The sequence below is a fragment of the Paenibacillus xylanexedens genome, assembly GCF_007676705.1.
In the GTDB taxonomy this organism is placed as follows: domain Bacteria; phylum Bacillota; class Bacilli; order Paenibacillales; family Paenibacillaceae; genus Paenibacillus; species Paenibacillus xylanexedens_C.
Genome location: NZ_VEBF01000111.1, coordinates 1 through 326, shown reverse-complemented (window position 1 = coordinate 326; position 326 = coordinate 1). Strand labels below are relative to the sequence as shown.

General features: G+C 48.5%; 1 pseudogene. It reads right to left on the bottom strand.

Going from position 1 to position 326, the window contains the following annotated elements:
• Nucleotides 1–188: 188 nt before the first annotated feature.
• Nucleotides 189–326 (bottom strand): annotated as a pseudogene (locus tag FS628_RS32855) (replication-associated recombination protein A); the annotation flags it as partial.

Sequence of the window (326 nt, the reverse complement as noted above, 5' to 3'; positions counted from 1 at the left end):
CCTTCCTACTTTACCCCCTCCACCATCAATACCCCTATCCTATCCACTCCTGGTCAATACACTCCCAACACCACCCCAACTCTTACCCATTTCCTTCTCTCACCCAACCACTTCCACACATATTTTCTCTTCCTAACACCCCTTCCCCTCCCACTTAACCCCTCCTCACCTCAACTCTTAGACCCATCTACCTCATCCACCAACAGAATACTTTTCCTTCCATACACCTCTTTGTTCCTTTGCGCCTCTTCAATCACTTCACGCACATCCTTCACCGAAGCTTACACTCCATTCACACGAACCAACTGTCCTTCTCTTTCCTGAGA